The organism is Leptolyngbya iicbica LK (genome assembly GCF_004212215.1).
Taxonomy (GTDB): domain Bacteria; phylum Cyanobacteriota; class Cyanobacteriia; order Phormidesmidales; family Phormidesmidaceae; genus Halomicronema; species Halomicronema iicbica.
Window position 1 is genome coordinate 240,820 of record NZ_QVFV01000003.1, and the last position, 24,551, is coordinate 265,370.

Below are 24,551 nucleotides of genomic sequence, written 5' to 3' on the forward strand. Positions count from 1 at the left end.
GGTGACTTCATTATGGATTCCAAAATCCCCTTCCTATCTGACACCCTAGATCGCCACCAGTCCTGGACGCACCTCCAAACCATCATCCCTAACTTGCGGCGAGTCACCGCCGCCATGCTGATCCGTCATAAGCCCGGACGCCGTGCCCTGATCGAGTACCAGCTCGAAACCTCAGACGGCCCTCTCAGCATCCTGGGGAAAATTCGTGCTAAAGGCACCGACTGGCACAGCTACAACATCCAACAAGCCCTCTGGAATGCCGGCTGGGCAGCAGACAGTCTCGATCGCTGCTCCGTCCCCGAACCCCTCGGCGTCATCCCCGACTGGCACATGGGGCTTCAACGTCGCGTTCCCGGTGTACCCGTAACGGAAATTCTGCCCACCGCTGCCGGGATTCCCCTCGCCCGCCGCATCGCCGCCCTGGCCCGCAAACTCCATCACACCCCCATCCCCACCCCCAAAAACCACACCCTCACAGACGAACTCCGCATCCTCCACGATCGCCTGCCCCTCGTCGCCGACCAACATCCCCAACTGCGATCGCGCCTCACCACCCTCCTCCAAACCTGCGACACTCTCGCTGCCCCCCTGCTCCCCCGCCCCCCTGCTCCCTCACCCACCCACCTCACCCACCCACCCACCTCCCCATCCCCCCATTCCCCCGCTCTGATCCACCGCGACTTCTACCCCGACCAGATTCTTGTCGACCGAGATCGCCTCTGGCTCGTCGACCTCGACCTTTGCTGTCAGGGAGATCCCGCCCTCGACATCGGCAACTTCATCGCCCACCTCACCGAGCAAAGTCTGCGAGAAACTGGGGATCCGGCGACCATGAGTGCCCAGGAAACGGCCTTTCGGGATGCCTATATACAAGCGGCAGAAGGGTTCCATGAAAACCACCTGCGGCGGGCGATCGCCCATTACACTCTATTGAGCCTGGTGCGGCACATTCACATCAGCACCCGCATTCCGTCCCGCCGTCATTTAACGGCAGCAATGCTGACCCTCTGCGAAACTCGACTCCAGCCATTGCGAGAACCTTGAGAGAGACCGCATCGCAAATCGCTAAAGCTTTTAATATCTATTGTTGCGAAGTTCTGTGGTTGAAATCTTTGGCATATAACTGGCAATTTCTCGGCGTGGCGCGTACCCGCATTTTGATTTGGTCTCTAGCCCTGATGACGCTGTCCAGTGTGACTTCGGTGCTAGTGATTCGGCAGGTTTTGTTTGCCAAGCTTGAAGATCGCATTCAACAATCCATGCAGCTCGAAATCGAGGAGTTTCATCAACTTCGGGCAGGCAATAATCCCCAAACTGGGCAACCCTTTCAAGATGACGTAGAAGCGATTGTTGATGTTTTTTTATCGCGCAATATTCCGGAAGATGACGAATATTTAATTGCGATTGTGGATGGCGAATTTTACCGGGCGAGTTCCTTGGCGCTGCCGCCGGCGCTTCAGCCCGATGGGGCTTTGATGCAACGTTGGGCGAGGCTGAGCCAGCCCCGACAGGGCATTGCTGTGACCTCTGAGGGCAACATTCTGTACCAGGCTGAGCCGATCCGCCCCAATTCAGAGTTGTCGTCTAGTGTGGAGACGGCGCGGGGGGAAGATATCTTCGTGGTGGCCTATCTAACAACGGGCGAACGGGACGAGGTGAACGAAGCGGTGCAAACGGTGACGCAGGTGTCGTTGAGCGTGCTGGCGATCGCTTCCCTCTTAGCCTGGCTGGCGGCAGGTAAAGTCCTTGCCCCTCTGCGATTACTGAGCCAAACCGCTCGTTCCATCAGTGATGCCAACCTGACTGAGCGGATTCCTGTCCGGGGGAGCGGCGACATTGCGGAACTGGCCATCACCTTCAATGACATGATGGATCGTCTCGAGGCCACCTTTAACAGCCAGCGGCAGTTGCTCAACGATGTGGGACACGAACTGCGCACACCGATGACGATTATTCGCGGTCACTTAGAGCTCATCGGTTCCACCTCTGATGAGCAGCAGGAAACTCTGGATATTGTGCTGGATGAGCTCGATCGCATGAGCCGCTTTATCAACGAACTGATGCTGCTGGCCAAGGCGGAACGTCCGGACTTTTTGACCCCTGCCACCATTGATCTGACGCTGTTTACCGAAGAACTGTTGACCAAAATCACCACTTTGGGCGATCGCCACTGGCGGCTAGACGCGCTGGGAACGGGGCAGTTTGTGGGCGATCGTCAACGCCTGACGGAGGCGATTGTCAATCTGGCACAAAACGCGATTCACCATACCGACCCCAGCGATACGATTATGCTTGGATCCGCATTGCGCCAGGGGCGGATTTATCTTTGGGTCAAAGATACGGGCGAAGGCATCGACCCCGCCGACCAGCAACGGATTTTTGAGCGCTTTGTGCGGGGGCATAGCCGTCACCCTCATCCCGAAGGTACCGGCCTCGGCCTTGCGATCGTGCAGGCCATTGCCATTGCCCACAATGGCGACGTCACGCTCACCAGTCATCCTGGTCAGGGCGCGACCTTTACCCTGGTGTTACCTTACCTGCCACCTCCGGACTAGCCAGCATGAGTCGCATCTTGATCGTGGAAGACGAACCCCGCATTGTCTCATTCTTAGCCAAAGGATTGCAGGCCAACGGCTTCACCACGACCCATGCCCCCGATGCCGCTCAAGCGAGGAATTTGGCCCTGGACGGCGACTTCGACTTGATCATTCTCGACTTGGGCCTGCCCGACCAAGACGGCATGATGTTGCTGAATGAACTGCGTGGCCAAGGCTTTGGCCAGCCCATCATCATTCTCACCGCCAGAGATGACATCCACGACAAGTTGGATGGCTTTGCCGCCGGAGCGGACGATTACGTCACTAAGCCCTTCCGCTTTGAAGAACTACTCGCCCGCATCAAGGCTCGTTTGCGCAACGCCCAGCCCCAGACCACACCCAACGACCATCTGCTGACCATTGGGGCGATCGAGCTAGATCAACTGACCCACCGTGTCCAGGTATCTGGTCAGATCGTCGAGCTCTCTGCCCGCGAGTTTGCCCTGACCGAAACTTTCATGCGCCATGCCGGTCAGGTCCTCAGCCGCGAACAGTTGCTCGATCGCGTGTGGGGCTACGATTACGACCCTGGCTCCAACATTGTGGATGTGTATGTCGGCTATTTGCGCAAAAAGCTGGGCGATCGCTGCATCGAAACCGTGCGGGGCATGGGCTACCGCATGCTCACCTAGTCCAGGGATAGCTGGTAGCTGGCCACGTTCAGTTGAAACAACCACAACATTGGCACTGGCATGCCGTCGATCATATAGCGCCGCGTAATCGCTCCGGACATCCCCATGCTCTAGAACCCTGCCCGACAGCGCGATATCACTGCGATCTCCCGACCGCAGAGGATTTCTGCCATGAACCCTACCGCTATCACCACCACCCGCCAAATCAATTACCAACGCCGCCTGACAGCGATCGTCCAATGTCTCGTCATCGAACTGGGCGAATCTCAAATACTGCCTCACCGAAGGTCGCCAAGACGCCCACTTAGGAATCAGGATTTTATAAAATCCAAGTTTTGTCTGGCAGACATCTTGCCTGCTCTTGAACAGCCGAGACGGCTGTTCACACTTAATTTAATTCCAATTCCTTAGAGACTGCCGCCGCTGGCACTGATACCGCGATCGACTGCTTAGCTGTGTAAGGGCAGCTTGACGATGAAATGGGTCCCCACATCGGGCTGACTCTCGACGCTGATTTGGCCGTCGCAGTACACCAGGAGTTGCCGCACGATCGCTAACCCCAGGCCCACGCCTTCTTCTATGCCGCTGGCCTGGCGACCTTGATAAAAGTGCTCAAACACATGGGGCAGCTCATTTTGGGGAATCCCGACCCCGGTATCTTTGATACTAATCGTCAGAAACTCTTCTTCATCGGGCTGCGCCGTGACCCAGACCTCGCCCCCCGGCTCAGTAAACCGGATACTGTTGCTGAGCAGTTGAATGACAATTTGCCGCACCCAATTTTCGGGGCAGCAGATGGGAGGCAAGTTGTTGGGTACGGTATAAGCCAACCGAATGCCCTTTTCTTGCGCTAAAGGTTGATAGGTGCTGACCACCCCAGGCAAGACGTCAAATAAGTTGACGGGCTCGGGCTGAGCGGTCATCACGGTGCGTTCGATTTGCAGGAGTTCCAACACGCCGTTGATGAGGTTGACCTGGCGATCGCACTCACGACTAATCATGTCTAGATAGCGCTGCCGCTGCGGGGGCTTTAGATTCGGGGAAGACAAGAGCGGTAGCGCCGTTTTGATGCTGGAAAGCGGGGTGCGTAACTCTTGTCCCACTGTATTGAGAAAGTCATCTTTTAACCGCAATGTATTCATCAACGACTCGTTTTGCGTTGACAGGCTAGATGCGGTCATGGCTTGCCGACGGTATGACCGCGCCTGGCGTTGCAACCGTTCTTGATGGCTGCCAGCTTGCTGCGCCACGGCATCAAACAGGGCAGGATGACACTGTTGGGGTAAGCGGGTGCGATCGCCCCACTGAGCCAACAATGCGGTCACAATGGGCTGCTCGGGCTGCTGCTGCACACTGCTGTGCAATGACTGCTTGAGGTCGGTCACAAAGTCTTGAATGAGGCCCGTTTGAAACGTCAGGCGATAGTTGACGATGGGCAAAGTTTCGTCCTCAACGCCGGCCACAGTTGACTCCGAGGCTTCATCGTTGATGTTGGTAGGGGTTGCTTCGCGATCGCCATGGAGCCAAAATGCAACCGTGTCAGAAATTCCCAAAACAAAATATTCTCCCTGCATTGGGGCGGCATCGGGGATGAGAATCGGTTGCTGCCAAGCCGGAATATCAGTGGCGTCACGCACCCACAAAAAGATCTCTGGTGCAGGGTTGATGGCCTGACGATAGTGCTGTAAATCCAGCCACCAGCTCTTGCCACGCGGCAGTTTGGCAAATAAAGTGACTGACATATTGAGTTGTGCCAGTGCTTCCAAAACTGTCTCAATTTGCCTTTTAAAGCTGCGGGGTGAAACTTGAATGGACGGTAAAAAAATCGTTGAAATCTGCTCAATCCTGTGATCCATAAAGACAGGAACCTGTGACGACGGTGCTCAAACACAACTCAAGGCATAGCAGTGATATGACATCACTTTAAAGTGGCTAATGCCCTATGCCGTTGGGGAGAGCTTTGCCCAGCGGCGACAATTTGGGAGGCAAAACAGGAACACAGACACCCTGTTTGAGGCTTAATGAATTTAAAAAAATCATCTTTAGCATCAAACAAGCTAGCTCTAACAGCCTATCTTGCCTGCATCTGAAAAAAGTATCCTGTTTCTGTGAATTAATGTAATGACCACCATAGAAACTCACCGTCAGTCGCTGCAAAGTGGCGTCGAATGCGTCACGTCGGTGTTGCCGTTGGCATCAAAAAAAGCCTCAATTTGCTCAGCTAGTGATGTTACTAAGTTGCTAAATAACCGCGACTGGCAAAGGGTAGATCGACCACTGTGGCTGACTGATTGTCTACTGTCACCGACAATCCCAAGCCGCCCGCCTTGGTGCGAATGTAACCTAAGGCGATCGCGCCCTCGGCGGTGGGCACACAACTTGTGACCACGCCCACCTTGTTGCCCTCCACCATGATCGGGGTGTCCGGTGCCACTGGGGCGGCCAGCTGGAGCCCCCAAAGCTGTTGCTTGACGCCTTGATAGGTTTGCAATCGCGCAATGGTTTCTTGCCCGATGTAGCACCCTTTGTCGAAGGAGATGGCTTGCCAGAGCGCTGCTTCGAGAGGGTTGTAGTCATCGGTGAGTTCGGTGCCGGGCAGTGGTCGCCCCTGCTCAACTCGCAGCGTTTGCCACCCGCGATCGCCCAGCGGCACGGCTCCAGCATCGGTGAGCGCGGACCACAGGGGGCCACCCGCGTCTGCGGCCGCTATCAGCGTAAAGCCCGGCAGCGCCAGACCACTCCCGTTGGCCACCTGCACCTCAACGCCTGCGATCGTCGCCACTTGATGGCTGTGATCGGGAGCTGTCGCCAGCTCTGACAGCCCTAGTTGAGCCAAGAGCGCTGGGCTGTCTGGCCCGATTATTGTAAATGCCACGGTGGTGGCTGTTTCATCGGTGAGTTTGACTTTGTCGGCAAAGAAAATGTAGCGATCCATCCATTGCATCAAGGGTTCCGCCTGTCCCGGTGAGGTGAGCAGCAGGACTGAATCAGCATCGACATAGGCGGTGACTAAGTCGATCGTGCGCCCAGTGGAGGTGACAAATACTGTGTCGCATCCTTGCCCCGGCTGCAATTGCTGCATCTGATTGGTGGTTTGGTTGTGCAGAAAGCGCAGGCGATCGCTGTCTGACACCCGAATGCGGCCCCAGTGGGAGCGATCGCACACTGCCACCCCAGACTGCGCGGCGGCTAACGCCGCTGCATCATTGCCAAAGGTCACTGGCACCGAGAGCTCCTCTGCAAACACAGCCCCTTGGTTGGTTTGTAAATCCTGCAATGCGTTGCCCATCGTCATGACCACTTCTTCGCTGATCGCCGTCCCGACTATACCGTTGCAGAAAGGGTTTTGGCGAACCGCCATCTCAATTCACTGTCGACTCAAAGCGATCCTGCAAGGCCCAAGGGTGACCGCATCCGCAAGCTTTTAGAATAGGCTCAACCTGCTGCCAACTACGCCATGCCCCCTTCTCCTGATGCTGATGCCAAAGCTGCCAAACAGCAATTTTGCAATGAGGTCGTGCGGCATCTTAACCAGGTTGCGCCCGTCACGGCCCGTGGCATGTTTGGTGGCTACGGACTTTACCTTGAGGGCGTTATGTTTGCGCTCATCGCGGATGAAACGGTGTATTTCAAAGTGGATGAGGGCAATCGGGGCGACTTTGAAGCCTGGAAGATGCCGCCGTTCACTTACGACGGCAAAGGCAAACCGATCACCCTGTCCTACTACGAAATTCCGCCGCCGATTTGGGAAGATGGCTCGGAATTGCAGCATTGGGTTGAGCGGGCTCACGCTGCAGGTAAACGAGCTAAGCAGGGGAAGCGGCGATCGCGGGCTTAGGTGTTCTCTAGAAATAAATTTCCCATCGTAGGTTGGTGTCGAGGAACGAGGCCCAACATGCTTGAACCCTTGATGCTGTTGGGTTTCCTGACGTCAACTGCAACCTCCTCCACACTTTCTTTCGGGTAATTTCTTTTTCAAAGCTCTCCTTAGACCGGGTTTCTACTATTTTTGGTCCAGCTCACGGGCTTGCTCTAGGGCGGCTTTTTCCCGTGCGCGCTGCACATAGGGCTGCAACTGTGCTGGCGACAAGCCCGACAACAGACTGAGATTTTCCACAGTCATGCCCCGGGTCAGCATTTCCACACACCAGGTAGACTTGGCTTGCTCTGGCTGCGACAGGGAAGGGAGGGAGAGATCGTGAACCCAAGCGGCCCATTTTTCGACAATGTCTTCGACTGAGAAGGCAACGGGTTCTTCGTCAGTCTTAATGAACAGCCATGGGCTTTCATCTTTACGACTTTTGAGCCATTTGGTGAGCGGATTGCTGGTGTAAGAACCATAGCGCTTGCCCCAAATCCACTGATTGATCGGCACTTGGCGATCGCCGACTTGCAGCGTGTGCTGGGTTTTGGCACTGAGGTGTTGCGATCTCGTCAGCGCCACCACTTCTGCTGGTTCTAACCCCGCCGCCAAGAGCAAATATGCCAGGGCATAGTCTTGCGCATTGACGGCTTTGGCCTGGGCCAAAATTTGGTGCACCCAGGGGGCGGGCAAATCTTGCACGGGCGTCGGGGTGAGGGGAGTCGCTCCGTTAGCCTGATTAGCGAAGGTTTCTCCCAGGAGCAACCCGACCAACCCATCGAGAAAATTTTCGCGGTTGGCCCAGAGACCATGCCCGTCGCTGGTGGATTCGATCACGACATACCCTACCAAGAGCGCGCCAAGGTAGCCCGATAGCTGACCAGCGGCAAAGTGGCGATTGGGCATGGTGTGCTCTAAATATTGCGCCACATATTGGCTGGCTTCTTGAATGCGCTGGCCAAGGGCCTGCCGATTGTCGTCGGGAAATTGACCGGCCTCGCCAATCAGCGATCGCACAAATGCGGGGGCTTGTTCTAACGCTGCCAAGCATTCCCCCGCATAGGTTTTCAGGGTTTGGTGGCGATCGCTGGTAGCAATGGTTTGCTCCATCAATCCTTCGCCCAAATTACGAAAAGTTGGGGCCGCAGTCAGCACTGCCTGCAACAAGCCATATTTGTTGCCAAAGTTTCGAAACAGGGTCACTTCATTGACGCCCGCCAGGTCCGCGATTTGACGGGTCGTGGTTTGACTGACCCCCTGCGCCAAAAAGAGTTGCAGAGCGGCTTGAATCAGACTTTCGCGAGAGGATTTTGCCATATGACCAGTCTGCAAGCTGTGCTTGCATTCAACCAAATATTAAGACAACATTGAGCCCTTGTCACCCTGCCCAAAACTCGCTAAGCTGACCCTTGTGCAAGTGGCACTTGCTTTACCTTAGCAGGCCGTCACGTTTGATAAAACATACTGTTCGGTTGGTGCAATGAATTCAACACGTTTATCGACTCCTCCCCGTGCCCGCAATACTTTGGATTGGGGAGTTGTGTTCTTTTTTGGGGTATGTCACGCGATCGCCCTGATCCTTGCTCCCGTTTATTTTTCTTGGTCAGCGCTGGGGGTCATGCTGCTGTTGCATTGGCTCTTTGGCAGCATCGGCATTTGTTTGGGCTATCATCGCTTACTGAGTCACCGCAGTTTTCGGGTGCCCCGCTGGCTGGAATATCTCTTTGCGACGGTGGGCGCCTTAGCGGCACAGGGCGGCCCGATTTTTTGGGTGGGTGGTCATCGCAAGCACCACGCTTTTACTGAAGACCCAGAGCAAGATCCCTACTCTGCCAAGCGTGGTTTTTGGTGGAGCCACATGCTGTGGATTCTGCAACCGCAACCGGAGTCCTTTGAATTTGCTCAGTACTCCAAATTTGCACCAGATTTAGCGAAGCAGTCCTATTACCGCTGGTTAGACCGTTATTTTCTACTTTTGCAAGTTCCACTTGCGATCGCGCTTTACGCTTTCGGGGGGTGGTCGTTTGTGGTGTACGGCATTTTTGTGCGCTCCGTTTTGCTGTGGCACTCCACCTGGTTTGTGAACTCTGCCACCCACTGCTGGGGCTATCGCAATTTTGATGCCGACGACAATGCCCGCAACCTCTGGTGGGTTTCCCTCGTTACGTATGGCGAAGGCTGGCACAACAACCATCACACATTTCCGCGATCGGCCCAAACTGGCTGGCACTGGTGGGAAATTGACGTCACGTGGCAAACCATTCGGCTGCTGCATCGCCTGGGGCTCGCTACCAAAGTGAAGATGATTCCCCGCGTGAAAAGTTGAGTTGTTGTTTTCGCTGGCGGAAAGTCTCGCTGGGGGAGCTATGCCAAACCGTTTCCTCGGTCGTAGGAGTCAAGCACGGTTCAATCCTGACCGCAGGCGTTACCGTGTGGGGCTGATCATTCACACCGTTCCCTTGCCGCTGGCGCAGGAGGGTCTGAGCGAATCGGTGAAGGGCTTCAGGTCGCCTTTCTTCATGCCGATCCCAATATCGAAGTCGACCCAATTTGCGACTTACTCGGCGTCTGGCAGCGCGGGGGGGGGAGCGATCGCGGCTATGACCAACCGCCGCAGACATGACGATTATCTGCGACGGTTGGTTTCATCTGCGATTGTGCTCAAATAGAGCGGGCGATGCTGCTGCGCAACGCTACTGAGCGTGCGGGGATGGCTGCATTACGCTTCAGATGTTTGATTAATGGCGCGACGAGTCGACATCGCAATCACCAACAGCGAGAGACCACTCATGAGAATGCTGATGCCAATGTAGAGGCCGATGAGCCAGATGGCGCTTTGGGGCCACTGACTGAGGACGAGAATGCCGAGAATCAGGGTGATGACACCGTCTAACACCAAGAGCCAGGCGAGGCTGCGTCCCGTTTTGTTGACGAAGGCGGAGATGATGGTCACGATGCCTTCAAATATCAGCATGAAGCCAAAGAGCCAGGTCAGGGTCAGGACCGCTTCGATCGGGTTGAAGAGGACAATGACGCCAGAGATGGCATACAAAATGCCGACAATGAGACTGAGCCAAAAGCCTCGGACGGGCTTGGAGCGGAAAGAGTTAACGATGCGGACGACGCCGTTAAACAGGAGTAGCCAGCCCAAGATGAGGGTGAATGTGACCGATGAGATGCCGGGCAGGGCGATCGCAAGAATGCCGGTCAAGATCATCACAATGCTGAGGGCAATGAGCCACCCTGTGGCCTGTTTAGCTTCTGGGCCAAGCAGTTCGGTTAGAGACGTTGATTCCATGAGTTACACCTTCCTTAACGTGCTGTCTTTTCAACATGTCAAGAAATGCTAGGAAATCAGTAAAAACCCTGAAATTCTTAAAGATCGCTGAAATCGTTCTTATTTCGTTACCAGCTTGGCGAGATCCGTTTGTCCCGTTTCGAGCCAGCCAACTGCTTCGAGGGAGGCTGCCAGCTTGGCGGCATCAGGGGGTGCTGTCCGCAGTTTGGTGATGCTTTGCCACAGTAGGGGGACGGCACTCACCGCAATGATCAGCGCCACAGCCGTGCCAATGAGCATGTCGGCCCAGACCCAGTTGAGAAAGGTGACGGCGATCGCGGCCAAAATGGCTCCCACGGAGCCCACCAAGTCCGCCAGGATGTGCAAAAAGACGCCGCGCACATTCAAGTCTTGACGCCAATCACCATGCAGCCAGTACAGGTTTAGCCCATTAATCAGCAGCCCCAGCAGTGAGGTGATTAACATCGGCCAGGTCAGAATTTCGGTGGGGGTACCGTGCCAATGGGTCCACGCTTCGCGACCAATCCAAACTGCCATCGCCAGTAGAGCCAGGCTGTTAATCAGCGCTGCCAGCACTTCGACCCGCTGATTACCAGTCGCGACGGAACGCGATCGCTGGGCCATCCACGCTGCTGCAAGGGCGATCGCCATGGCCAGGCCGTCCGTCAGCATATGGCCCGAATCAGCCCGCAAAGTGAGGCTGTGGCTCAGCCAACCCACCCACAACTCGATGCCCGCAAACAGAGTGACGGTCACCATGACTATCGCCAGCCAGCGTAGTTTCAGCGTGGGTTGCCAGCAGGCAGAGCAATGTATCGGTAACGGATTCACCATAGGAGCGTCACTTTATATCTGCTTAAGAATACCCCAGACCATAGAAATTACCGCATTGCGGCACTATCAACTTGGATGGCTCTCGAGCCGCCAGCGACTGGCCGGGCACTTCACATCTGCAGACTGCGCAGCGCTCTGCTGAGTTCCCCACGGCCCAGGCATGCCCCTAAGACCAACGGCAGTTTGACCATATGCTAGGGATCAGTGCTCTGCCTTCCGGCATCGATTCATTAAATAGGGCTTAAGCAGAATGTTAAACTGGCTTCTGCGTTCTACTGAACTGCGGGTCTCCATGCCTCAGCGAGTCTTATTTATTAGTAACGGCCACGGGGAAGACAATCACTCGGCTCACGTCATCCGCACCCTGCGCAAGCTGGCCCCGGACATTGACATCGCCGCGATTCCCATTGTGGGTGAAGGCAACGCCTATCGTCGCTTGGGTATCCCGATTTTGGGGCCAACGCAGGTGCTGCCCTCCGGCGGGTTTACCTACGTCAACCGCTGGCTGCTGCTAAAAGATATTCAAGCGGGACTGCTGAGTCTGAGTCTGCGCCAAATCCAAGCCATTCGTCGCCACGGGCCAGAATTTGACTTAGTGCATGCCACGGGCGATTCCGTAGGACAAACGTGCGCCTATTTGACTGGGCGCCCGTTTATTTCCTTTATCTCCTGCCTATCTGCCCTGTACGAGGGCCATTTGCAAACGGATTTCGTCATGCGCTTTGTGGTGCGATCGCCCCGCTGCCGCGCCGTCATCACCCGCGATCCCTACACCGCCAAAGATCTGCAACAGCAGGGCTTCGACAAAGTTCACTACGGGGGCATTCCCTCTTTGGACTGGCTGATTCCCCAGGGCAAAGATCTGCAGCTCACGCCAGCGGTACCGATGGTGGCGCTGCTGCCCGGTTCGCGGATGCCGGAAGCGGTGCGCAACTTCAAACTAATGATGCAGTTTGTGGTGGAAGCGACCCGACTCATGGGCCAGACTGTCCAGTTCCGAGCGGCACTCGTCCCCGCGTTGATGCGGGAGTTGGGCGCGATCGCTACGGAGCTAGGTTGGCAATACGATGCGGGCAAGTTGACCTATCCGTTAGCGGATGGCGCGATCGCAGAAATCCGCTGCTACGACGACGCCTTTAACGACATTGTCTGCAACACGACTCTGGTGATCGGCATGGCCGGACTCGCCGTGGATCAAGCGGTCGCCCTGGGCAAACCTGTGATTCAAATTCCCGGTGAGGGGCCACAGTTCAATTACGCTTTTGCGGAAGCCCAAGACCGCTTGCTGGGCATTTCGGCTCAGACGATTGGCACGGGACCCGCGACGCCAGCCACCCTGGTCGAAGCGGCCCATTGCCTCCAAAAAACGGTGAACGATGCTGATTACTTAGCGGCCTGCGTGGAAAATGGCCGCGATCGCCTCGGCACCCCTGGCGCTTCCCAACGGATTGTGCAACTCATTTTGGATAACCTGCAATCGAACCAAGTTGATTTATCCCCCAATTCCCCCACTGCTGAGAGAGGAACCATTACCCCGTGACCGCGAAAACGCCTCGACCGCGCTCTAGTTACTGGCAGTTGCTGCCCTTCATTCACCCCCACAGAATGCGATTTGCCCTGGGGTTTGTCTGCATCTTGGCCTATGTCTTATCGACGCTGGTGTTGCCTTATCTGGCGGGGCAGGTCGCGCTCTACATCGGCCAGGGCAATGTACCGCAAATGGCCTACTGGCTGGGGCTCGGCGCTGTCGTCTTTCTGGTGCGCAGCGTTTTCCAATATTGGGAAAACATCATCATGATCCGTGCCTCGCTCGATGTGGCGTTGGATCTGCGGCAGGCGGTCTATGCCCATCTACATCGGCTGGGATTGGACTATTACGAGCGCAACAAAACTGGCGATTTGAGCTATCGCCTGACGGAAGATATTGATCGCATTGGCGAAGTCACCCACAAAATGTCGCAGCAGTTTGTCTCCTGCGTGCTGCAACTCATCGCCATCCCCATCTACATGCTGTATTTGAACTGGCAGCTCACTCTGGCGGGGCTGATCATCGCGCCGCTGATGGCGTGGCTAATTGGCGAATTTGGTAACCGCCTGCTGAAGCTGTCGCGTAAGAGCCAGAGTCAAATTTCCAGTTTGTCGGCCTTGCTTACCGAGGTCTTTGGCAGTATGCGCCTGGTGCAAGCGTTTGCAGCCCAAAGCTTTGAAAAGCAGCGGTTCAATCAAGAGGCTGTTCACAACCGTAACCTACGCTACCGGGCCGAACAGCTCAAAGCGCTGCAATATCCCGTCGTCGGCTTTTTAGAAGCGATCGGGATTATGTTTTTGTTCTTTCTCGGCGGTTGGCAAATCGCCCAGGGCAACCTGACGCCGCAAGCATTGGTAAGCTTTTTGGCCGCGATCGCCCTCCTCCTGCATCCCATTGATCTGGTCACCCAGCATTACAACGAGTTCAAACAAACGGAAGCTTCGGTGGAGCGGGTGTTTGAGCTGATGGATGTGCCACCGACCTTAGTCGAAGACCCGAACGCCCAGCCGCTACCCGCTGTCACGGGCAAGGTCGAATACAGTGACGTGTCGTTCGCCTATGACCCCAGCAAGCCGGTGTTGCAGCATTTAGATTTGCGGGTGCATCCGGGGGAAGTCATTGCCCTGGTGGGGTCTTCGGGCGCGGGAAAGACGACGCTGATCAATTTGCTGATGCGCTTTTTTGATCCCGTGGAGGGTCAGGTGCTGATCGATGGCATCGATATTCGCACGGTTACTCTCGACAGTCTGCGGCGGCAAATCGGCATCGTGCCCCAAGACATCACCCTGTTCTCCGGCAATATTGCTCAGAACATTGCCTATGGGGAAATTGAGCCCAATTTTGAGCGAATTGAAGCCTCTGCCAAACTGGCGAATGCTCACAACTTCATCACCCAATTTTCGCAGGGCTATCACACCTGGGTGGGTGAGCGAGGGGTAAACCTGTCGGGGGGGCAGAGGCAACGGATCGCGATCTCCCGCGCCCTCTACTTCGATCCCCGCATCCTCATTTTGGACGAAGCCACCTCGGCGCTGGATTCTGAGTCGGAAGCCTTGGTGCAAGAAGCGCTAGATCGCGCCATGAAAAACCGCACCGTGTTCGTCATTGCCCACCGCCTCAGCACCGTTCGCGAAGCCGATCGCATCATCTTTCTCGAAAAAGGCACGATTGTGGAATCGGGCACCCACGACGAACTACTCAGCTACGGCCAACGGTACGCCCAGTTCTACGCTCAGCAGTTCAAGTCTTGATAGAAAAGGGGACGGTTCCCTCGTTTGACTCGCCACCAGATCGGTTGAGCCAACAGGGCACCGTCCCCTTATTAATTGCGATTGCTGTTTAGTCGATTAATCTTCGTAGAGCCAGCCATGATTGGCGGGAGTCCAGCTGGCAAGTTCCGGCTCAGTGAACCAGAGGGCGATTTCGCGCTGGGCAGTTTCTACCGCGTCAGAGCCGTGGATCAGGTTGCGGCCAATGGTGATGCCAAAGTCGCCGCGAATGGTGCCGGGAGCTGAGGAAATCGGATTCGTGGCGCCGATCAAGGTGCGCCCGGAAGCGACGACATTCTCGCCTTCCCACACCATGGCCACCACGGGACTAGAGGTAATGAATTCCACCAGGCCACCGAAGAAAGGCTTGTCTTTGTGGACATCGTAGTGCTTTTCAGCCAATTCCCGAGACACGGCCATCAGCTTCATGCCGACCAGCGTAAAGCCCTTGCGCTCAAAGCGGGCAATCACTTCACCAATAAGCCCACGCTGCACCCCATCGGGCTTGATCATAATAAACGTGCGTTCCACAGATCCGAACTCCTAACATGCGGATAATCCTTTCCATGCTGAGCAAGAAAGGGACGTTTGTAAAGGTGCGGGGGTGACAAAGTCGGGGCAATGGGAGCAAGGGGGCGGGGGAGCGGGGGAGCGGGGGAGCAAGAGGGCAGGGGGAGCAAGGGGAGCAAGGGGAGCAAGGGGAGCAGGGGGAGCAAGGGGAGCAGGGGGAGCAGGGGGAGCGATTCGGCGTAGCATGGACGGTGTGGTTGGCGTGCGGATAAACGCAGAAGGGGGCAGTGATGAGTTTTGAGAGGGTGCTGGGTCAGCTGCGGGGGGGACTGATTGTGTCGTGTCAGGCTCCGGCGGACTCGCCTTTGCATGATCCGTATGTGATTGGGGCGATGGCGGCGGCAGCGGTGAAGCAGGGGGCGATCGCGGTGCGCATTGACAGTCCGGCTCACATTGCGGCGGTACGCGATCGCATCAGCGTCCCCATCATTGGCTTGTGGAAGCAGGTTATCCCCAGTTCGGAGGTGTACATTACGCCGCAATTTCACCATGCGCAGGCGGTGGCAGAGGCGGGGGCAGATGTGATTGCGATCGATGCGACGGAGCGATCGCGTCCCGGCGGGGAAACGTTAGCCGACTTGGTGCAGCAAATTCACGACCAACTTCAAAAGCCCGTGATGGCGGATATTGATACGCTGGCTTCGGCGCAGGCGGCGGTGGCGGCAGGTGTCGATCTTTTGGGCACGACGCTCTATGGCTATACCCGAGAAACTCAGCACTGCGAGCCACCCGGCTTTGAACTGTTGGGCAACTTGATCGACCAGTTTGCTGTCCCGTGTATTTGCGAGGGGGGCATTGCCTCGCCTGCCGCCGCCCAACAAGCGCTGAAATTGGGGGCATCGGCGGTGGTGGTGGGCACGGCGATTACGGGCATCGACATTTTGGTGCAGCGTTATCAAGCGGCGCTGTCAGATGTTTAGGCATCAGGATTTCATGAAATCTAAGTCTTGTCGGGCAAGTATGTTGTCTGCGCATGAACCGCCGAGACGGCTGTCCACACTGGATTTAAGTCTCCTTTCTTCACATGGCAATTCCAGTTATTTAGATTTGGGTCTAATTTCATCATCGGCGTAAGTGACGTTGATTTGGGCTTTGCGCTCGTACAGGCGATTCATCCAGCGGGGATCGAGCTGGAGGTGGTACATCACCTTGAGAGATTGATTCATCAGAGCTTGGCGAAGCACGCCGCGATCGCGATATCGCCGCGCGGAGGTCACCACCGTACCGGGCAAGATTTTCGGTGGGCCATATTCCTTTAGTCGCTGGCTCAGCACCGTGTCTTCAAAAATGTCGAGATCGGGCACACCGCCGATGGTTTGCAGGAGCGATCGCCGCACCGCCACACAATGATCCAAATACAAAATCTGCCCCCAGCGAGGCCGCACCACCGAGGAATACCAGGACGTGTAGCGCAACAGCCAGTGGCTCAGGTCAAACTGGTGACGAAAGCCGCTCCACATGACCGTTGGATCTTGAAAAGCCTGAGCGACTTGTCGCAGAGCCGTTTCTGGCGGTAGCAGCGTCGCGGGATGGTGTAGCAGCACCACCTCTCCCTGACTGGCCTGGATGCCGACATTTAGCCGTTGCGCGCGATTCGTGGCCTCGGACTCAATTACCCGGAAATGGGGAGCAGCTTGCAAGACGGCTAACGTTTCATCCGAGCTGGCACTCACAACCGCAATGAGTTCCTGATCGCCCTGCTGGGCCTGTAAATTCTCAATAATTTTGGGCAAATAGCCGTGGCGCAATTCATTGACACAGGGCAAGACAACAGAAATCACAGGCTCAACCTTGAACGAATCCTACGCACTCTAAAAGTAAAGCTTAAGCAATCTCGCCCGGCAGAGAAAATCGTTTACGCTGCAACCGAAGGTTCCCACGTCTATCGCTCAAGGTTATGACTACTGCACAGATTGAAATTTATCCCGATCGCCCCGCTTTGGTGGCGCGATCGCTGGAATTGGTGCAAGACCGCATCCAAACCGCCGTCGCGGAACATGGCCGCTGTGCGATCGCCCTGGCTGGCGGCAGCACGCCCAAGCCGCTCTACGAAGGGCTTGCCAAACTCGATCTGCCCTGGGCCAACCTCCACATCTTTTGGGGCGATGAGCGCTACGTCCCGGTCGATCATCCTGATAGCAACGCGGGCATGGCCAAAGCCGCCTGGTTGGATCACGTCGCCATTCCGCCGACGCAGATCCACATCATGCCGACGCATTTTGAACAGCCCGAGGCTGCCGCTAGCGCTCATGAAACCTTGCTGAAGGACGTGTTGGGCTATCAGCCTACCTTCGATATCGTGCTGCTGGGCATGGGCGACGATGGGCACACGCTGTCACTGTTTCCCCATACCGAGGCGGTGACCGTGAGCGATCGCCTCGTCACCGTGGGCAACAAAGACGGTGAACCCCGCATTACCCTCACAGCGACCGTGGTCAACCAAAGCCGTTGTGTGATGTTCCTCGTGTCTGGCAGCAATAAGCAACCCGCCTTAAAGGCCGTCTTTTCTGACGATGCCGATGATCTGGAATTTCCCTCGCGCACCATTCGTCCCGAGGGTGAACTTTGGTGGCTCCTGGATGCAGCGGCGGGCGCGGCTGTCAAAACCCTGCCAAACGTTCGCGAGGCTTAGGTAGCTGACCACCTCAAACCTTTTATAAACAAAGGGTGTGGCCGCTCATTAAAGTGCCATTCCCAGTAGCGGCGATCGCCCCCACAGGGGCCGAAATTTGCATTTGTTAAATTAATCCTCTAAAGCCCGACCGGAATACCGGGGTTTGTGGCAAGATAACAATCGTGGCTAACTCAGTCACAACCACATTGACCTTTCAGATTCAGAGAGAGAGTTACCTATGACGCTGCAATTAGGCGATACCGTACCTAATTTCACTCAACAATCTTCCGAGGGTGAAATCACGTTTTACGACTGGGCTGGTGATAGCTGGGTCGTCTTCTTTTCCCACCCCGCTGACTACACTCCGGTTTGCACCACAGAACTGGGTGAAGTCGCTAAGCTCAAAGGCGAATTTGCCAAGCGCAATGCCAAAGTGATCGCCCTGAGTGTGGACGACGTTGATTCCCACAAGGGTTGGATTGGCGATATTGACGAAACCCAAGGCACCGCTGTTAACTACCCCATCATTGCGGATGCCGATAACAAGGTTTCTAACCTGTACGGCATGATTCACCCCAATGCCGATGCCAAGGTCACCGTGCGCACCGTCTTCGTGATTGACCCGAACCGTAAGCTGCGGTTGACCATCACCTATCCCCCCAGCACGGGCCGCAACTTCCAGGAAATTCTGCGCGTCATCGATTCTTTGCAGTTGACGGATAACTACAGCGTGGCAACTCCGGTGAACTGGAAGGATGGCGAAGATGTCGTCGTTTCTCCCAAGATTTCCACCGAAGATGCGAAGCAGAAGTTTCCCAAGGGCGTTACTGAAATCAAGCCCTACCTGCGCATGACTCCGCAGCCCAACAAGTAAGTTGATGTGGCATTGCTGCCAACTTTAGGACTATCAAAAAGGGGCTGTCGTAAACACGGCAGCCCCTTTTTGTTGTTGGGCGAGATGCGTTAGCGATAGTGCCTGGCCGAAGTCAGGGGACGGGTCCCTTGGTCTGATCCCGAATATATCGGTGTCAGGGGACGGGTCCCTTGGTCTTATCCCGAATGTATCGGTTGATCCGACAGGGACCCGTCCCCTGGAGTTGCCAGGTCAATGTGAATTTGTGCCTACCGGATCAACTGATTTCGGCAGCTTCTGCTTCGGCAGCCTCGGCGGCTTCGCGGGCAGCGGTTTCGGCGGCTTCGGCCTCGGCGATTTCCACCAAGAATTGGAGCGCCTTGGACGTGTAAATAGCGCAGTCTTTGGGCGATCGCCCATAAAACGCCGACCACGCGGCCTCTTTCTGTGCATCATATTGGCCAGCGCGATCGGGCCGATCTTCGACCCAGGCAATGCGGACAGCGTGACCGATCAGCACATCCAGGGCGATGTAATCATCAAACTGGAGATCGGGATTGCCTTCAAAAATCGCCGCCAGTTCCCGCAGGGACTCGATGGTGAGGTGGCGATATTCCGGCGCGTGGATTTTGGTGAGCAAGTGATCCAGGCGGCGGGCGAAGTTGGCCTCTCCCGGCGTCATTTCCGAAATTACCGATTCGCTATCAATGCGGTTGCGGCGATCGAGCTTGTTGCCAATAATGACGCCCCGGCAGTGATGCAGCAGCTCCCACACTTTGAGGTAAAACTCTTCCGGCAGGCGAGTCAGCTCTCCATCGATTTGTCGCTTGCGCCACCAGTCTTCCACTGACATTTCACTCGTGGCTTCAAATTGCTCCGGCACCACGCTCCAGGTGACCGGAGACGAGGTTTTGATGTGCAGGGATTCTTGTTGAAAGAGGGTGCGATTGATGCCGCTGTAGCCCGCCAATACCTGGCGCAGCCGCATTTTGACTTCATAGGGGCTGAGGGCGGTGAGGCGATCGTAGGCTTCGTCGCGGGGAATGTAATGCTCGCGGGCCATTTCACCCGTCAGCAAGAGAATCAAATAGCCCACCCGCAGCGTCAGCAGGCCGTCAAACAGTTCGCGCTCGGATTTGATCAGGACGCTCAGGTAGACGATGATTTCTTGGGTGAGGGCGCGATCGCGTTCGTCTTCTCGACAAAACGTGATGATTTTCTCCATGATTTCTGAGTGGGGCATGGGGTCGCGAATCAGCGAGTCATCGGAGTAGGCCTTGCCCACCGTGACGTACTTTTGGCGCACTAACAGCTCGGTGACCGCATCCGACAAATTCACATCCATCTTGTTCAGGAGTCCGGCGGCGCGGCGCACGATCACCCAAATTTCCTGCCGTCCCGCTTTGACGTAGACTTCTTCGAGCAGGTCACCGACTGTCATCGGGCCGTCTGGATCAATGCCTGTGTCAAAATCGAGCCCTTCTAGTGCCTGCAGTCGCGCCAGCAGCTCCACCTGCTCGTACAGGTTGGTCGATCGCTGCAAATTGTTGACCAGATGCCCCGCATCCGTCTCCCGCTCAATGCGAAACAGGTGCCACACATCTAGCGGAACCGTCTCTTCAGGCACCATCGCCAGGTAAGCCGAGCGGTGAACGCGATCGCGCAGGGTCGGCGGATGGAAGGCATAAACCCCCACATCATCCACCCGTTCGGAGCCCGCCGTGAGCAAGAGTTGGTTGAGTGGCCCCAACACCACCGGTACGCCCCCACAACGTCCCGTTTTGAGCTCTTGAATGAGGGCGAGCAAAGGCGACTCATGAATCGGCCGATGTCCCAACTCGAACATGTCGTAGGTCAGCAAGAGGGTGATGGTCGGTCGGCCGATCGCCTTCCAGTGATAGTGAATGTAGGACAGCTCGCTGCGAATTTGGGCTACCAAAAAGTGATAGTCCAGGGTGATGTAAAACTTTTGCGGGTCGAGAAAGGACGGCAAAAAGACCGCTGTTTCGCCGCGAATGCGGAACACTTGGGCAGTGGTCAGTCCCCGCAGTCGCCGAATCGGACGTCCCGAAAGGCCCAATTTTTCGTTAATGCCGATTTGGGCATAAATCGCGGACAGCTCACCCGACGGATAAATTTTGACGGGCTCGACCTGTTCGGGCACCTGGGTCTCGATGCCGTAATCGGCCAGCGTCTCTTGCAGGGCTTCATTTTCCGCAATCAGCGCAATTTGGACGATGGACTGCCGTTTGCGACCCACCTGGGCGTGACGCCCCAGGGGATCGATATCGCCGGGGGTGATCAATCGGTTTTCAAGCAGTTGACCCAACAAATAAAGGCTCTGCGCCCAAATCAGGGGCACATTCTCGTTCGGCAACCGGGTCTGACTCCCCGGCTTTTCACGCTCTGCCGCGATCGCCTCCTCCGGCACGTAATACAGCTCGGGCAAGAGTTGCAGGCCATCTTGGGGCACCGCTATCGCCTCTAGCCGTTGCCGATAAAAGTCCACCGCTTTCGCATCATTGCGAAACAGCCCATCCAAATAGAGATAGGTGAAAAAGAGGGGCCACTCACATTCGATATGCTCAAACTGTTGCAGCTCGGCCGATTCGTAGTGCAGGCGAGTGGTGTCTTCAATCACCGTCTGGTGACCATCGCGCAAAAAACGCTTGCACCCGTAATTGCCTTGCAGCTTGTCGATGATTTTGGTGCGGGTGCGATCGACCAAATCTGCATCCTCAATCGCAAATGCCGGATAGCCAATAATGCTCAGCACCGCCGCATCTACTTCCTTCGAGCCTGATTCGCGGGGCAAGAGGGATTCCAACGTCAGCCGCGCCCGCGACATTTCATCCGGCAACACATGCACCACCGACGCCTGCCCCCCCTGCACGCCAAACAGGTTCAGACCATCCATCGCCTCTAGTGCCGCCTTGGCCATGCCGACTGAACTGGCATTGAGTTCTGGCTTGCCGTGGTTCAGCTTGTTGCCCCGCTCCCAAATGCCGTAGTCGGGGGTGCGGTAGGCCCGCGCCACGTAGTACACCAGGTTTTGAATGAAGCTCACCTCATCCAGCGTGAAAATGATTTGTAAGCCTGAAGCGGTCATCTGCGCCAGCATGAGCAAGAACACCGAGGTGGCATCAATCTGCAAATGCCCCCACTCGTCATCGCCCACCACCGTGCTGCCGGTCGCCGTGTCGTATTTGGCGTGCAGCGACTCCAAGGGATCTTGGGCATCTTTGAACTTCTCGACCTTAGCGGCCTGCTGCATCATGGCAAACAGCAGGCCCCGCATCAGTTTGGTCACACTTTGCTGCAGCTCATAGGTGCGCCCCTGATTTTCATCAATCTTGCGGTAGGCCAGCGCCAAGCCCCACACCGCGAGAATGCTGTACACGTTGTCGCGCACCCAGGCGTCGGTGTAGTTGCCGTGGGTGGTGATGGCGGTGCTCGCGGGTAGCAGCCCACTGACAGGATGCTGTCGCGCCAAGATCAGCTGTTTGACTTGACCGTAATATTCATTCAGTTGGTCGGTGAGGGTAACCAAAGATGACGTTGCAGAGCCCATAAACGCACTGTCCTGCTCAAAGTTTAAGAAAGCGTGAATATAGCCTAGTGGATACTTAGGTAAATCAGCTAGCGTCGTTATCTTGTCCGATGCGGCTATGCCCTTTGGTAACGCTGCACACCCCCACGAACGGTCACATTCAGACAATGTGAATGGAGCGGGCTTTCAGACATGAAGGAATTGGGACCCGACCCAATGCGATGGCCGCGTCAGCAGGCGATGGTTGCAGCTTTATCGCTCTGAAAGAGTGACAGAGTATCGTCTGCCCTTCGTTGCCGAGCGACTAAAGGTTCCTCTGGGTAAAAATCGCCTTCCCCCTAGATTGCAGTGGCGCTCGCGCGATCAATTTCCGTTGTAAAGGTAGGGTTGGCAGCGATCGCCCTCAACCTCTTTTGGATCAGCTGAAGAAATATGAGTCGGGTCAATATGAAGATTGATTTTCCTGCCGTCAGTTTTTCAGTTTTATTGTCGGAGAGGAACGACCTAATCTATTCTAGGTGATTCATTACTGATGAATGACTTTCGAAAGAAGTCAAAGTTATTATTTTTCATTTCTAATTCATTCCGTCTTCTCGAAAAGAAATCAAAGATTTCTTCAGACTCTACTACAGAACCTAAGGCATCATACCTTGTCACTTTTGTAGAGCTGTAAAAACCCATCCTGCCTTTGTAGTTGTCAATTCGCGAAGAGACTTTACTCTCGCATAGATTTAAATCAGCCCTGAGTGATTTCCGAGTTTGCTCATGAATTTTCCATAACGATCTGAGATATCCTCTTATTAGAGGGAGTAGGTCTATTTCATTCCCCATCTCATTTAATTCGCTTAACGTTTCTTTCTTGAACTTCTTATTCTTTCTAAGCTCGTCAACACGAATTTTTAGGCTAAATACATATTTATTAAAGACGCCAGATTTCGCTTCTACTCTTTTGAAGTTTTGATTTAGCATCTGAAAAGGTATATCGTAATGTTGACAATGGTTTCGAAAGGCACACATCACACGATATCCCGGATCCTCTCCATCATACTCAGATTGAGTAAGAGATTTGACGAGGTTATAGTTTCGATTTTCTCGGTTATAGATAGAATGAATTGAGTGCTTTAAATGCTCAACATATAAAAAGCCAACCGCAAGCAGGTTGATGACTCTTCTGTTCATAAAGTAAATTTTTTCGACTGACCTGCACCACTGTTCATCATCACTTAAGCTCATGTTTAAACCTTCGCAGAAAACGACATTTCTAAGACTGCATCCATAAAAGTCTTTTTCAAGCTCAATGTAGTTTTCGATGACTGAATTGAAATGCTCTTCAATAGACATGGCTTTGAAGAGAAAGTCTTTCGCTCGTTTTAGAGATATGTACTCCTGTTCTGAGATTTCTTCTTGTCCATTTTTAATTCCTCGTGCCACAAAGAAATATTTATCCATGGAATTTGTTCGAAGTGATGTCGAAAATACAATAAATCGGATTTTGACTACTTTTACCTAGCAAGGTAATTCGCTGCGCGGATGTACCTCAAAACTACGAATTTCGCCCCTCATTAACAAATCAGCAAATACGATTGTACGGGCCGATTCTCCTCATGAGATGTTTCACTAACGCTGCCAGCTTAGCTTTTCATTGCAGATGTCAACTCTCAGTGATCGCCCCTATTCTTCAGCCAGTTCTAGCACTTTTGTTAACACCTCTGTGCTGACGCGAAAACCAGATTCGACCAGTTTTGAGATTTCAGTGCTGGCAGAGGTGATATAGCCCGCTTGCTTGGCTAACAAAACGATACTCAACGTGCCGCGAACGTTAACTTGCAGGCTTTTTGCAGCTTTGCGAGCGGCGCGATCGTCCAAGATGGCTTCATAGGTCGGATGGCAAATTGCCCAAGAGAGAACGTGGCTCTCTCCAGGTCCTAAATCCCAAGCGGCCACGAGGCGATCAATCTCGGTCTCTTTGAGAAAGACCTGGCCCTCAGCCTGTATCCATGACAGTGCGGCATCATCATAATTGCCCTGTTGAATTTCGTCCGCAACGCCTGAGGAATCACCATTTCATCGCAAAGCTGAGGGAGCAGATTAACCCTGTCAATTTTTGCCAACGTGATAATGGGCGAAGCATTGACAACCCACTGCCTAACCACGATTCAGTTCTTCCTCCAGTTCTTCGGGCGTGGTCTGAAACGGAGAAACTTCAAAGCGATTGAGGGCTGTCAGGAAGGCTTGCCGACTGATGCCTGCAATCTCTGCTGCCTTCGATTGCGAGATCATGCCCATCTCGTACCATTTCACCACAGCAGCAATCAGCAGCTCTTGTCCAAACTCATCGGGCGTGCTGCGTAAGGCAGAGAAGGCACTTTCGGGTAAGTTCAGTTGAATTTGAATCATGGGTAGCACCGAAAACAGGAGCCATCGTTAATCACAATGGTAATCGG

The 24,551-nt window shown here is 54.9% G+C and carries 20 protein-coding genes and 1 pseudogene; 10 read left to right on the forward strand and 11 right to left on the reverse strand.

Annotation, left to right across the window (positions count from 1 at the left end):
• The first annotated feature begins 12 nt into the window (after positions 1–12).
• The 3 genes from DYY88_RS14955 to DYY88_RS14965 all read left to right on the forward strand — a co-directional run bounded on the left by DYY88_RS14955 (position 13) and on the right by DYY88_RS14965 (position 3,229).
• Positions 13–1,044 carry a phosphotransferase family protein gene (locus DYY88_RS14955; protein ID WP_039726962.1) on the forward strand — a complete coding sequence of 344 codons (1,032 nt, stop codon included), beginning with the start codon at positions 13–15 and terminating at the stop codon, positions 1,042–1,044.
• Positions 1,045–1,112: 68 nt separating this feature from the next.
• Complete coding sequence (locus DYY88_RS14960; protein ID WP_039726964.1) at positions 1,113–2,555, forward strand: sensor histidine kinase; 1,443 nt, start codon at positions 1,113–1,115, stop codon at positions 2,553–2,555.
• A gap of 5 nt (positions 2,556–2,560) precedes the next feature.
• Positions 2,561–3,229 (forward strand): response regulator transcription factor, encoded by a 669-nt coding sequence (locus DYY88_RS14965; protein ID WP_039726965.1) that lies wholly within the window; start codon positions 2,561–2,563, stop codon positions 3,227–3,229.
• Between the two features lie 449 nt (positions 3,230–3,678).
• Here the strand turns inward: DYY88_RS14965 and DYY88_RS14970 are convergent, their stop codons facing one another.
• Together DYY88_RS14970 and ygfZ are read right to left on the reverse strand one after the other, a co-directional pair.
• The gene (locus DYY88_RS14970) at positions 3,679–4,971 is read right to left on the reverse strand and encodes a sensor histidine kinase (protein WP_165390124.1); all 1,293 of its coding nucleotides are present in this window, start codon (positions 4,969–4,971) and stop codon (positions 3,679–3,681) included.
• A gap of 491 nt (positions 4,972–5,462) precedes the next feature.
• Positions 5,463–6,590, reverse strand: coding sequence for a CAF17-like 4Fe-4S cluster assembly/insertion protein YgfZ (gene ygfZ / locus DYY88_RS14975; protein WP_242517618.1), 1,128 nt, complete (start codon positions 6,588–6,590; stop codon positions 5,463–5,465).
• A 96-nt stretch (positions 6,591–6,686) separates the two neighbouring features.
• On the opposite strand from ygfZ, the gene DYY88_RS14980 reads away from it, so the two are divergent.
• Positions 6,687–7,067 carry a TfoX/Sxy family protein gene (locus DYY88_RS14980; protein WP_044151220.1) on the forward strand — a complete coding sequence of 127 codons (381 nt, stop codon included), beginning with the start codon at positions 6,687–6,689 and terminating at the stop codon, positions 7,065–7,067.
• A gap of 165 nt (positions 7,068–7,232) precedes the next feature.
• Here the strand turns inward: DYY88_RS14980 and DYY88_RS14985 are convergent, their stop codons facing one another.
• Positions 7,233–8,408, reverse strand: a complete 1,176-nt coding sequence (locus DYY88_RS14985; protein WP_039726966.1) for a TetR/AcrR family transcriptional regulator — start codon at positions 8,406–8,408, stop codon at positions 7,233–7,235.
• A gap of 163 nt (positions 8,409–8,571) precedes the next feature.
• Here DYY88_RS14985 and DYY88_RS14990 point away from each other — a divergent pair, with 163 nt between their 5' ends.
• On the forward strand, positions 8,572–9,417 hold the full coding sequence (locus DYY88_RS14990; protein WP_039726968.1) for an acyl-CoA desaturase: 846 nt from the start codon (positions 8,572–8,574) through the stop codon (positions 9,415–9,417).
• A 393-nt stretch (positions 9,418–9,810) separates the two neighbouring features.
• Here the strand turns inward: DYY88_RS14990 and DYY88_RS14995 are convergent, their stop codons facing one another.
• A complete protein-coding gene (locus DYY88_RS14995; protein ID WP_039726971.1) occupies positions 9,811–10,389 on the reverse strand; it encodes an HdeD family acid-resistance protein in 579 nt (192 codons plus the stop codon).
• A gap of 99 nt (positions 10,390–10,488) precedes the next feature.
• Positions 10,489–11,223 carry a cation diffusion facilitator family transporter gene (locus DYY88_RS15000; RefSeq protein WP_130199465.1) on the reverse strand — a complete coding sequence of 245 codons (735 nt, stop codon included), beginning with the start codon at positions 11,221–11,223 and terminating at the stop codon, positions 10,489–10,491.
• Between the two features lie 250 nt (positions 11,224–11,473).
• On the opposite strand from DYY88_RS15000, the gene DYY88_RS15005 reads away from it, so the two are divergent.
• Positions 11,474–12,763 (forward strand): lipid-A-disaccharide synthase-related protein, encoded by a 1,290-nt coding sequence (locus DYY88_RS15005; RefSeq protein ID WP_063776180.1) that lies wholly within the window; start codon positions 11,474–11,476, stop codon positions 12,761–12,763.
• Positions 12,760–14,502, forward strand: coding sequence for an ABC transporter ATP-binding protein (locus DYY88_RS15010; protein ID WP_039726972.1), 1,743 nt, complete (start codon positions 12,760–12,762; stop codon positions 14,500–14,502). Before DYY88_RS15005 ends, DYY88_RS15010 begins: the two co-directional genes overlap by 4 nt.
• 96 nt (positions 14,503–14,598) lie before the next feature.
• On the opposite strand, the gene ndk is transcribed toward DYY88_RS15010, so the two are convergent.
• Positions 14,599–15,051 (reverse strand): nucleoside-diphosphate kinase, encoded by a 453-nt coding sequence (gene ndk / locus DYY88_RS15015; protein ID WP_039726974.1) that lies wholly within the window; start codon positions 15,049–15,051, stop codon positions 14,599–14,601.
• Between the two features lie 269 nt (positions 15,052–15,320).
• Here ndk and DYY88_RS15020 point away from each other — a divergent pair, with 269 nt between their 5' ends.
• Positions 15,321–16,010 (forward strand): N-acetylmannosamine-6-phosphate 2-epimerase, encoded by a 690-nt coding sequence (locus tag DYY88_RS15020; protein WP_044151223.1) that lies wholly within the window; start codon positions 15,321–15,323, stop codon positions 16,008–16,010.
• Between the two features lie 117 nt (positions 16,011–16,127).
• On the opposite strand, the gene DYY88_RS15025 is transcribed toward DYY88_RS15020, so the two are convergent.
• Entirely contained in the window at positions 16,128–16,871 is a 744-nt protein-coding gene (locus DYY88_RS15025; protein WP_039726975.1) for a glycosyltransferase, read from the reverse strand.
• Positions 16,872–16,987: 116 nt separating this feature from the next.
• Here DYY88_RS15025 and pgl point away from each other — a divergent pair, with 116 nt between their 5' ends.
• Together pgl and DYY88_RS15035 are read left to right on the forward strand one after the other, a co-directional pair.
• Positions 16,988–17,722, forward strand: coding sequence for a 6-phosphogluconolactonase (gene pgl / locus DYY88_RS15030; RefSeq protein ID WP_039726976.1), 735 nt, complete (start codon positions 16,988–16,990; stop codon positions 17,720–17,722).
• Positions 17,723–17,942: 220 nt separating this feature from the next.
• Positions 17,943–18,578, forward strand: coding sequence for a peroxiredoxin (locus tag DYY88_RS15035; RefSeq protein WP_039726979.1), 636 nt, complete (start codon positions 17,943–17,945; stop codon positions 18,576–18,578).
• Between the two features lie 256 nt (positions 18,579–18,834).
• Here the strand turns inward: DYY88_RS15035 and DYY88_RS15040 are convergent, their stop codons facing one another.
• The 4 genes and pseudogenes from DYY88_RS15040 to DYY88_RS15055 all read right to left on the reverse strand — a co-directional run bounded on the left by DYY88_RS15040 (position 18,835) and on the right by DYY88_RS15055 (position 24,504).
• Positions 18,835–22,128: a glycoside hydrolase family 15 protein gene (locus DYY88_RS15040; RefSeq protein ID WP_044151224.1), complete on the reverse strand. Its 3,294-nt coding sequence runs from the start codon at positions 22,126–22,128 to the stop codon at positions 18,835–18,837.
• Between the two features lie 483 nt (positions 22,129–22,611).
• Entirely contained in the window at positions 22,612–23,556 is a 945-nt protein-coding gene (locus tag DYY88_RS15045) for a hypothetical protein (RefSeq protein ID WP_039726982.1), read from the reverse strand.
• 222 nt (positions 23,557–23,778) lie between these two features.
• Positions 23,779–24,260: pseudogene (locus DYY88_RS25170) on the reverse strand (PIN domain-containing protein).
• Entirely contained in the window at positions 24,253–24,504 is a 252-nt protein-coding gene (locus DYY88_RS15055; protein ID WP_039726983.1) for a UPF0175 family protein, read from the reverse strand. Before DYY88_RS15055 ends, DYY88_RS25170 begins: the two are co-directional and overlap by 8 nt.
• Positions 24,505–24,551: the final 47 nt, after the last annotated feature.